The organism is Mycoplasma iguanae, assembly GCF_024722375.1.
GTDB classification, from domain to species: domain Bacteria; phylum Bacillota_I; class Bacilli_A; order Mycoplasmatales; family Metamycoplasmataceae; genus Mycoplasma_M; species Mycoplasma_M iguanae.
Window position 1 is genome coordinate 205,463 of record NZ_CP102734.1, and the last position, 10,796, is coordinate 216,258.

Annotated in this window: 9 protein-coding genes and 1 other RNA gene; 6 read left to right on the top strand and 4 right to left on the bottom strand. The window is 28.5% G+C overall.

Annotated features, from left to right (window positions below; translation table 4 throughout):
• The first annotated feature begins 3 nt into the window (after positions 1–3).
• From NV226_RS01075 to NV226_RS01095, 5 genes are read left to right on the top strand one after another with little or no spacing between them, the layout of a single operon-like run.
• Positions 4–660, top strand: coding sequence for a 3-keto-L-gulonate-6-phosphate decarboxylase UlaD (locus NV226_RS01075; RefSeq protein ID WP_258211057.1), 657 nt, complete (start codon positions 4–6; stop codon positions 658–660).
• A complete protein-coding gene (locus NV226_RS01080) occupies positions 638–1,516 on the top strand; it encodes an L-ribulose-5-phosphate 3-epimerase (protein ID WP_258211058.1) in 879 nt (292 codons plus the stop codon). Before NV226_RS01075 ends, NV226_RS01080 begins: the two co-directional genes overlap by 23 nt.
• Positions 1,509–2,222 carry an L-ribulose-5-phosphate 4-epimerase gene (locus NV226_RS01085; RefSeq protein WP_308738123.1) on the top strand — a complete coding sequence of 238 codons (714 nt, stop codon included), beginning with the start codon at positions 1,509–1,511 and terminating at the stop codon, positions 2,220–2,222. Before NV226_RS01080 ends, NV226_RS01085 begins: the two co-directional genes overlap by 8 nt.
• A complete protein-coding gene (locus NV226_RS01090; RefSeq protein ID WP_258211059.1) occupies positions 2,206–3,048 on the top strand; it encodes an HAD family hydrolase in 843 nt (280 codons plus the stop codon). Before NV226_RS01085 ends, NV226_RS01090 begins: the two co-directional genes overlap by 17 nt.
• Positions 3,049–3,055: 7 nt before the next feature.
• Entirely contained in the window at positions 3,056–3,535 is a 480-nt protein-coding gene (locus tag NV226_RS01095; protein ID WP_258211060.1) for an MPN499 family protein, read from the top strand.
• 62 nt (positions 3,536–3,597) lie between these two features.
• Here NV226_RS01095 and gpmI read toward each other — a convergent pair whose 3' ends face one another.
• From gpmI to smpB, 4 genes are all read right to left on the bottom strand, one after another.
• Positions 3,598–5,100 (bottom strand): 2,3-bisphosphoglycerate-independent phosphoglycerate mutase, encoded by a 1,503-nt coding sequence (gene gpmI, locus NV226_RS01100; RefSeq protein ID WP_258211061.1) that lies wholly within the window; start codon positions 5,098–5,100, stop codon positions 3,598–3,600.
• Between the two features lie 77 nt (positions 5,101–5,177).
• Positions 5,178–6,479: a phosphoglycerate kinase gene (locus tag NV226_RS01105; protein ID WP_258211062.1), complete on the bottom strand. Its 1,302-nt coding sequence runs from the start codon at positions 6,477–6,479 to the stop codon at positions 5,178–5,180.
• A gap of 247 nt (positions 6,480–6,726) precedes the next feature.
• Positions 6,727–7,111: a transfer-messenger RNA gene (gene ssrA / locus NV226_RS01110) on the bottom strand.
• A 21-nt stretch (positions 7,112–7,132) separates the two neighbouring features.
• Positions 7,133–7,558, bottom strand: coding sequence for an SsrA-binding protein SmpB (smpB, locus tag NV226_RS01115; protein ID WP_258211063.1), 426 nt, complete (start codon positions 7,556–7,558; stop codon positions 7,133–7,135).
• Positions 7,559–8,051: 493 nt separating this feature from the next.
• On the opposite strand from smpB, the gene NV226_RS01120 reads away from it, so the two are divergent.
• Complete coding sequence (locus NV226_RS01120; RefSeq protein WP_258211064.1) at positions 8,052–10,796, top strand: hypothetical protein; 2,745 nt, start codon at positions 8,052–8,054, stop codon at positions 10,794–10,796.

Consider the following 10,796-nt stretch of genomic DNA (forward strand, 5'->3'; position numbering starts at 1 on the left):
TATATGTCGAGAAAACCAATGTTACAACTAGCTTTAGATACATTAACTATTGAAGAAGCAATTAGTAATGTCCAAAAAGTGCGTGATTACATTGACATTATTGAAGTTGGAACAATCTTAATTTCTTCAGTTGGAAAAAGTGCAATTTCCATCTTAAAAGCAACTTTTCCTGAAAAAATTATTATTGCTGATGGAAAAGTGGCTGATGCTGGTTCAATTTTTGGGAAAATGTTTTTTGGTCAAGGTGCCAATTATGTAACCGCTATCTGTGCAGCAGAACCACAAACAATGTCTGAACTTTTAAAAGTGGGACAAGAAATTGATGTTAAAAATGAAGTCCAAGTGGAACTAACTTCTAATTTCACTTGAGAACAAGCTCAACAGTGAAGAGATCATCATATAACTCAAGCAGTTTGACATCGGGCACGTGATGCACAAGCTGCTGGTGTAAAATGAGGCCAAAAAGACTTAGATAGTATTAGAAAATTAGTAGATTTAGGATTTTTAGTAACTGTCACTGGTGGAGTCGAACTAGAAGACATTAAATATTTCAAAGATTTGCCAATTTATATTTTCATTGCTGGCCGCTCAATTCGTGATGCGAAAGATCCAGCTGCGGCAGCAAAGGCCTTTAAAGATGAATTTAACAAATATTGATAAAAAAAAACGTTACTTAGGGATTTATGAAAAAGCTTTAAATAATAAGTTTTCTTGAGAAGAAAAAATTTTATTAGCAAAAAAAGCCGGTTTTGATTTTATTGAATTTAGTGTTGATGAAGCTGATTTTCGACTAGCGCGTTTAGATTGAAATGATGAAGAAATCAACCAATTACGTCAGTTATTAATTAAACACGATTTTTATTTCAATTCAATGTGTCTTAGTGGACACAGAAGGTTTCCTTTTGGTTCAAAAGATGCAGCAACACGCCAAAAAGCTTTAGAAATTATGGAAAAAGCACTAATTTTAGCTAAAAAATTAGGAATTAGAATTATTCAACTTGCTGCATATGATGTTTACTATGAAAAATCAACTGAACTTTCTAAAAAACGCTTTATTGAAGGTATCAAAAAAGCTACAGAACTAGCGCAAAAATATAGTGTTACTTTAGCTTTTGAAACAATGGATACACCTTTTGCAGGTACTATTTCAAAGTGTTTAAATTTTATTAAGAAAATCAATTATCCACAATTGTATGTTTATCCAGATATAGGTAATTTAAATCAATTTACTAATGATTTTGAAAATGAAGTGGAATTAGGTCAAGATAAAATTGTTGCTTTTCACTTTAAGGACACAACACCAACGAAATTTAAAGAGGTTGCTTGAGGGCAAGGAACAGTCGATTTTGTACGAAGCTTAAAAGCTATCAAAAAAATTAATTTTCGTGGTCCTTTAATGATTGAAATGTGATCAAAAAATGATCCTGAAGAAACATTCCAACAAAATTTAACAGAATTGAAAAAAGCTAAAAAATTTTACCAACAGCAGTGAAAATTAGCGGGTAATGATGAATAAAGCAGAAATTGAAAAATTACAAAAATTAGTTTTTGATGCTAACCAATTATTATTTACTTATCGCTTAGCTATCCATACTTGAGGAAATGTTTCAGCAATTACTCAAGATCGGAAATATATGGTTATTAAACCTAGTGGTGTAGCTTATGAAACTATGACTTACAAAGATATGGTTATAGTTGATATGGAAAATAATGTCATTGATTCAGATTTAAATCCTTCAAGCGATACACCAACACATACATTATTGTATAAAGCTGATTCACGGATTCAAGCAATTGTGCACACTCACTCACCTCATGCAGTAGCATGGGCACAAAGTGGTAAATCAATACCTTGTTTTGGTACAACTCATGCAGATAACTTTTATGAAGATGTACCTTGTACACGTGATTTAAATGAAGCAGAAATTGCTCAAAATTATGAACATAATACAGGATTAGTCATCATTGATCATTTTCATAAAAATAATCGTGATTTTGCTGCAACTCCAGCTGTTTTAGTGAAAGAACACGGACCTTTTGTATGATCAACTAAAAGTGCAAATGATGCCGTAAATCTGGCTTTAACTTTAGAAGAAGTAGCAAAAATGGCATTGTTTACTATAACAATTGATCCTAATGCTCAAGAAGCTAAAAAAGCTTTACAAGAAAAACATTACAATCGCAAACACGGGAAAGATGCCTATTATGGACAAAAAAGATAATGTTCAAACTTTAGTCTTTGACTTAGATGGAACACTATTAAACTCAGAAAAAAATGTTTTAGATTCAAGTATTGAAACAATTAAGCATTTGCAGAAAAAAAATGGCACAAAAGCAATTATTGCTTCTGGTCGTCCTTGATATTTTTGTAAAAAACCTTGAAATTTAATTGATAGCCAAATGCCAATTATTTCTTGTAATGGAGCTTTAGTATTTGATCCTGTTAACAACAAAGAAATTTTTGTTAATCCCATTGAAAAAACAGTTGCTAAATCTATTTTTAATTATTTACACGCTTTAAAAATTAATTTTTTAGTTTATACATCAAAACAAATGTTTAAAAATGAAGCAATATCACCTTCTCAGTGATTTATTTGATTAGATGGTGAACTTGCTAAAATGGCAGAAGATGAAAAATTTCAAATTAATCCTGTTAATTCAGATTTTGATTTGGATCAACACCAAGTTGTAAAATTTTTAGTTATTGCTAAGGAAACTGATCCCAAAAATCTTGATTTAATCCAAAAAGAATTCAAAAAATATCAAGAAAAAGTTTATTTAATTAAATCACAACCTACAGTTTTAGATATTATGCCAACTGGTTCAGACAAAGGTCAAGGTTTGAAACAAATTGCTCAACACGGTTTAATTAATTTAGATACAACTTTAGTTTTTGGTGATGAAGTTAACGACATTCCAATGTTTAAAGTAGCAAAATATTCAGTTGCTATGGGACAATCTAAATCAGAAGTTAAAACAATAGCAAAATATGTTACAGATTCTCATGATAAAGACGGAATTGCTAATTTTTTGAAAAAAATAATATAATCTAAAGATGTTCTTTAAAAAAATTAAAGTAAGCCATTTAACTTCCGGTTATTGATTAGCACCAAAATTTTTAAATCTTTTTAGTCCTCATAATAGTAAAGCAATTGTTAAACCGTTTGTATCTTTAGAAGATTTAATCCAAAAAAACAGATTATTGCACAGTGAATTTGCTTTCAGTTTTAATGGTGATCATAATTTTTACAATGTTAACAAACTTTATAAAATAAGAAAAATTGATTTTCAATTTAATAAACAGTTAATGAATGAAATTGAAAAAAATGGCTTCCATTATCATGAAATTATTCCTAATTTAGTTCTGGTTTGAGATTTTAAAGCAATTAAAACCATTTACAGTGGTTTAGCCCCTTTTTATTCTTTAGAATTTTATGAAAACTTATTAGCAAAGGCTAAAAAAAATATTTTGGTAGATAATAAAGCTTACTTTACTTGAAACAGAAATTGAGGATTTATTCAAATTAACAAATAATTTTAAACCCACTAAAATCTTTGTGTTTTAGTGGGTTTTTTTATATAAAAAATGCAGAATATTTATTTAATTAATAAAGATTCTTCATCCATTTCAACAGGTTTTTCAATATTCATGTAATCTAAAATTGTGGGTGCAATGTTTGCTAATTTTCCATCTTTTAGTTTTAATGATTTATCTGTTGTAATTAACATTACAGGATATGAAGTATGCTTTGTTGCAGGATTTCCGTTAGCATCTTCTGTAACTTCAGCATTTCCATGATCAGCTGTAATGAATTGAATAGCATCATTTTTTTCAACTCATTCTTTAATAATACCCAGCTGAGTATCTAAAACTTCTACAGCTTTGATTGCAGCTTGTAAATCACCAGTATGACCTACCATGTCAGGGTTGGCAAAATTCATAATTACTAAGTCGAAATTTTTAGCTTCATTTAATAAAGCTTCTGTAATTGCTTGAGCTGACATTTGTGGTGCAGTTGCATATGACTCTACTTTTAGTGAAGGTATCATAATTCTCTTGCTATTTGCATATTCAATATCTTGCCCTCCATCCATAAAGAAAGTTACGTGAGCATATTTTTGAGTTTCAGCTAGACGTAGTTGTTTGAGTCCTGCATCAGAAATTACTTTACCAATCGGTTTTTTAATTTCCATTTCATCAAAAGCAATGTCACAATTAATGCCTTCATATTTCATCATTGACACAAAAGCTGATAATTTTGCTCTATGAGAAGGAACATAGTCATATAAATCTGAATCAATTAACATATGAGTAATTTGACGAGCTCTATCTGGACGAAAGTTGAAGAAAATAACAGCATCATGATCTTTAATGAATTTAGCATCAGGATTTATTGCCGGAATTAAAAATTCATCAAATAATTGTTCTGCATATTGGGATTTAACATAATCTTTTGCTGAATGAAATGTATTTCTTGCTTTACCAAAAAGTGCATCATAAGATTTTTGATTTCTATCAAACATTTTATCACGATCCATAGCATAAAATCTTCCGGCAATGGAAGCAATTTTATAACCTGCTTTATCAGCTATTTTTGTTTCTAATTTTTCAATTGAACTAAGAATTGATTGAGGCGCTACATCTCTACCATCACCAAAAATATGTATAGATAAGTTTTCTATACCATAAGCTTTAGCAGCATCAATTAAAGCAAATAAGTGGTCTTCTAAAGAATGAACTCCACCGGGAGATAATAAACCCATCAAATGCAAAGTTGCATTATTTGTTTTTGCAGCTTCAAATGCTTTTACAAAAGCAGTATTTTGACCGAAAGTCCCATCTTCTAAAGCTTTTTTTATTAGCGAAAGCCCTGTATAAACAACAGTACCGGCTCCAATATTTAAGTGACCTACTTCACTGTTACCCATTTGTCCTTCAGGTAATCCCACATATTGACCTGAAGCTTGAATAATTGAATAAGGATAACTTTTAAAGTATTCATCAAAAGTTGGAGTTTTGGCCATTTTAAAGGCATTCCCCTGTTTTTCTGACCTTAAACCTAGCCCATCAATTACCGTTAAAATTACTGGTTTTTTCATTGTATTCCTTTTAAAATTTATTTTATATTTTATAAAAAAAGAAAACTAGGGTTAATTAGTTTTCAATTTTTATAAAATTATTTTTTGTGTAATCATCCAAATAATTTACAAAATAGTGTTTTATGTTGATGTTTTGCTTCTTTTGTTGTTGTTTCTTCTTTTTCTTGAACTTCAACATTTTCATCAGCATCTTGAATCGCTTTAATTCCTGGAAGCTCTTTACCTTCTAAGAATTCTATTGAAGCTCCTCCACCTGTAGAAATATGTGAAAATGAAGCTTCTAATTTTAAATTTTCAATAGCAGCAACAGAATCTCCACCACCAACAACTGAGTAAGCTCCATCTAATTTACCAATAGCAACAGCAATTGCTTCAGTTCCTTTTTTAAAGTTTGAGAATTCTGTAACCCCCATAGGTCCATTTCAAAGCACTGTTTTAGCATTTGCTAAAGTTTTTTCAAATAATTTTATTGATTCTTCAGCAATATCTAATCCCATATATCCTTTTGGAATGTTTAGAGGATCTTTTTTATTAACTAATCTTGCTCCATTTGCAAATTCTTTGCCTATAGCATGATCGATTGGTAAAACAATTTTATCTCCATATTTAGCTAAATATTCTTTTACAAGTTCTAATTTATCTTCTTCTAATAAAGAATTTCCAATCTCATGTCCTTGCGCTTTTGCAAATGTATAAGCCATTCCTCCACCGATAATAACTTTATCAGCAACTTTTAACAAGGAATCAACAATAGCAATCTTATCTGAAACTTTAGCTCCACCTACAATTGCTATGAATGGTCTTTCAGGATTGTTTAAAACTTTTGATAAAGCTTTAACTTCTTTTTCCATTAAATAACCCATTGCAGATTCATTAATATAAGTAGCAATTCCTACATTGGATGCATGTGCACGGTGTGCGGTACCAAAAGCATCATTAATAAATACATCTCCCAATGAAGCTCAGTATTTTCCTAATTCAGGATTATTTTTTGATTCAGCTTTTTCATTTAAGTCTTCGTATCTTGTATTTTGAACTAATAAGATATCACCATCTTGTAAGTTCTCAACAGCAGCTTCTAATTTGGAACCTCTAGTTTGATTTACAAAATATACTTTTCTACCTAGTAGTTTTTCTAAATGTTTTGCCACTGGAGCTAGTGACTTAGATGCCTTATCTTCTTCTGTTTTAATTCTGCCTAAGTGTGAAAATAAAATTGCTTTTCCGCCTTCATTTACAACTTTTTGAATAGTTGGCAATGATGCTCTAATTCTTTTATCTGAAGTAATATTTCCTTCTTTATCAAAAGGAACATTAAAATCATTTCTAATTAAAACTTTTTTACCTTTTAGTTCTATTTGATCAATTGTTTTTTTCATTTGGTCTTTCTCCTTTGAAAATGATTAATTAGTAAAATTTAAAATCATCAAGTAATTATCATAAAATGTTTCTAAATATTAACTTGTTATTTATTAATTATATTAAATTGTTATAAATTTTTAAGTATTAAATTTTTTAATAAAAAAAACATAAAAAAATCCCCCTATTTTATTGAAAAGGGAGATAATTTTTTTTATGTTTTTAAATCTTTTATTATTAATTCTAAAGAAAAAATAATAAAAAAAATGGTGGAGATGCCGGGAATCGAACCCGGGTCCACACATAAACATATTATTTAAATCTACAGTTTAGTAATTTTTATATTCAACAAATTAAAAACTTAAAATTACAAACAGTTGTTTAATTTGTCCAGTTGAAGTTCTGCAAAATTTAACTGAGTCCTTTTACATATCCCAATACCACATTGTAGCACTTTGGGAAGAATGCTACAAGACCAACCGCTAAATATTAAGCGAAAGAAGGATTTAAGTTAAATGAAGAATTCATTGCTAAAGCGCTGTAGTCTTCGTTTGTTTTTTCTTTTCCATTTAGAAAAGCCTAGAAGTATTTATGGTTTACCAGACCACTGCATTAAATAATCGCTTATATATGTCGAAACCTTTACACCCCCATAGTATTTATAATGAGGAATTTAAAGATATTTTGCTATTTCATGCTCAATATCACGTTTTTTTTCTGTTTCTCGTTTATCTTGTTTATTTTTTCCACGAGCAAGCGCAATTTCAATTTTTATTTTATCTTTTGATCAATAAATCATTGTAGGTATCAAAGTAAAATTATTTTGTTGTTGCTTTAAAGCTAGTCTTTTTAACTGTGCTTTATGCATTAATAATTTTCGTGGTCTTAGTACATCACCTTTGACTGCCATATATAAAGAAATATGCATATTTGAAATAAAAAGCTCGTGAAATTTAAATGTAGCAAAGGCGTTATTTAAATTTACTTTATTGGCACGAATTGATTTTACTTCTCAGCCCAATAAAGCAATTCCAGCTTCATATTTATCTATAATTTCGTAGTTATAATTTGCTACTTTATTTTTTGCTATTATCTTCATATCTGATTTATTATCTATTAAATTTTAACAAAAAGCTATTTTTTCAATTAAAAACAAGAAAAAGTTTAAAATTTTATTGCTAAATACTCAAAAATAGAATTTTCTGCATTTTATAAAATTATTTTTAAACTAAAAAATTATTACAATTAGTTATTTCACTTATAATTTACATTAGTACTTATTAATTATTATAACCAGTTATTTCATTGTCCAATGAGGTTAATAACTCGTGTTTTACAAATCATAGTAACATTTTTTAAATAAGCATTTTATTGATTTTTATTTAAATTCATCATTATTTTAGAAAAATATTAAATTTTTAAATATACTAGCTTTAATATAATTTAAAATTTTTTATTTTTAATTAGTTAAAATTTATTATTTAATATAGATATTTTTAAAAAATATCACAGAATTGAGTTATTGATTTTCGTGGTATTATTTCAATATATTTTATATAATTATCTCAGTTTCATTACATAAAGAGGGCACAATGAAAAAAGTTTCAAAAACAATCCTAGGAGCTATGTCAATAATTTCAGCTTCTACATTAGCAGTTGCTTTAATTCAACAAAGTAACCAAACAAATTTTGTAGTTCCACAAACTTTTGCAGCAGTAGAAACAACTGCTAATGGCAAATATTTTTTTCGACCTTCTGCAATTACTTTAGATTCCACAAAATTTTCACAGTGAAATAAAAACAAATATGCAACACAAGTTAATGCTGAAGATATTCGTAAACTTTTTTCTTTTATTAGAACTTCTTATAATAGTAATGAGAATGCAACCACCAATATTAGTGGTTATAAATTTGAACAAATTTCAGAAAATGGAACTATAACATCTGTCCAAAGTTCAAATTTTTCATCAAGTTATGCAGGTTTTCAGTTAGGAAGTTTACAAAATTCTTCTATCAATAATTTAGTAGTAGAAATTACTAAAGCAGATAATTTTAAAGGTGAAATAGAATTCAAAGTTTACCAGAATATTACAGCTTATACTACTGATGAAAATAATAATGTTATTTTATCTAGACCTGGTTCTACTGCTAGTGATTTTGGAAATTTAAGAGCACTAATAACACCACCAACTGAATTTAAATCAGAAACAGATGCTGATGTTTGAAAATTACCAAAGAGCACATTACCATTAAATATTGTAAAATGAAAATTTCAATGAGCACCAGACGAACAAATTGATAGTTTTATTAAAAACACTACCAAAGATGTTAATTCAATCACAAATTCAGACATTAGTTCAAACTTTTTTTCATTAAGTTTAGATTACAATACAACAGAACAAGAAATTCCTGATGAATCTATGATTCCTACACCAACTATTTCTTTAACTCCAAATACTGCCTTAAATTTATTGACAGTATCAATTAATTTAAGTAATAGCTTTTCAAATGCCAATAAATCTTTTTCAAAAACTTTTTATGGTTTCAGAACTAATGAAGAATCATTAATTGAATTAAAAATGGTGACAAACGAAAACTTATTAAATGCTGATATTGCTATGCCTTATTGAGACCAAGATCAAACTGCTGATCCTACAAAATCTAAAATTGGTCAAAAAGTTTCAACTTTATTACCTTCAGAATTTGTTAATCCCCAGGCAAGATACGATGTTTCTTTTTTAGATATTTTTAATGGAGTAATAAAAAATGCTGTAGGAATTGTGGGAACAAAATCAAATTCTGCATTATCAATTAATTCTACTAATAATAGAATTGGATTTTTAACATATCAAAATGCTGAAATTAATTCAAATCAATTGGCTAAAATTAATACAAGTATTAAAAGTGTTGAAACTTTTCCAGATGATTTAGAAGGAACTTTAGAACTAAAAATTACTTATCAAACAATTAATAATTCTGGAAAAGTTATGGATGGGCCTATAGAAATAGTTAAATATACCGGTTTTTCTAGAAACTTAGAAAGTGGTGAATTAGTTTATTTTAACTGATCAAATACCATTCCTTCTAGATATGCTTCTTTAGTTGCTTCTGGAATTGTAAATGTTTTTAGGGAAACTGTTAATTCAGCAGATGGTTCATCTTCAACACCAATTGCTGGTGGATGATCAACATCAGAACAATCTAAAGATTTCGTTTCTTTATTTTTTGATTCTTCTGATTTTTTAAAAAAAGTTTATAAATTACCATATGTAAATCCATCATTAGCTAATTTAGCTAATGAAACAGCTACTGGTTCAATGGTAAGAATTACAGATGCTTCAATCGAAAATAATGGTGAAATCATTCAAAGAATTAGAGTAGAAATCCAATTTTCACGTCTAAATGGACAAGATAATGTTGTTTTTTCTAAAACATATGTAACTTCCACTACTGCTCAAGATATTCCTGAATCATTACAAAGTAAAATTAGAATAAATCAGGAATTTACAAAAAGTCTGCATCAGTATAGTAATTTATTACCGAGTGAATTAACAATTGAGCAGATAAGAAAAATGTTTATTTTAGAAACTCCTACAGCTGGTGCAGATTTCACAACACCATTAGATCAAGCTATCATTTTTGCTGTTCCAGATGATAAAAACGGTCGTTTAGCAGTTTCATTGATTTTCGATAAATTTAATAATATTCCTTCATTTGAATATGGAAGAGTTTTCACTGGTTTTAAAGAAAATTTAGCACTAAAACTAAATTTAGAATTAAAACATACTCCTTTAACAAATTTAAGTGCAAACTTTTTATCTAAAAATCCAATGGATGAAAAAAGCTTAACTAAAAAAGACATTTTAGAAGCAATGTTTGGTGGTTTAGAGAGCACTTTATTTAAAATGATTTCTGAAGACAATCTTGAAATTACTGATCGATCACCAACCTCGGTAACCGCACAAATCAAAATTAACTGAGCCGACTTAACTTTAAAATTTCAACAAGTGCCTTTGACATTGTCAACTACCAGCGCAATTTTAAGAACTAATGACACAAATATTGATCTAAATACAAATGATGTCACAACACTATCGTTTACTATTACCGGTTTTACAGGTGGAACTAATTTTAATCAACATAATGACACACCGATAAAACCAGGAGAAATTTTATCTCAGCAGCAAATTTTATGATTATGATTAGGATTAGGTTCTAGTTTGTTTGGAATTTTAGCAATCTTAATTTTATGAATATTAATTAATGCAACAAGATTTAACAAAAAAACTAAGTCATTAAGACAACAAAATCAAAAATTTGAACACGAGGAGGAATAA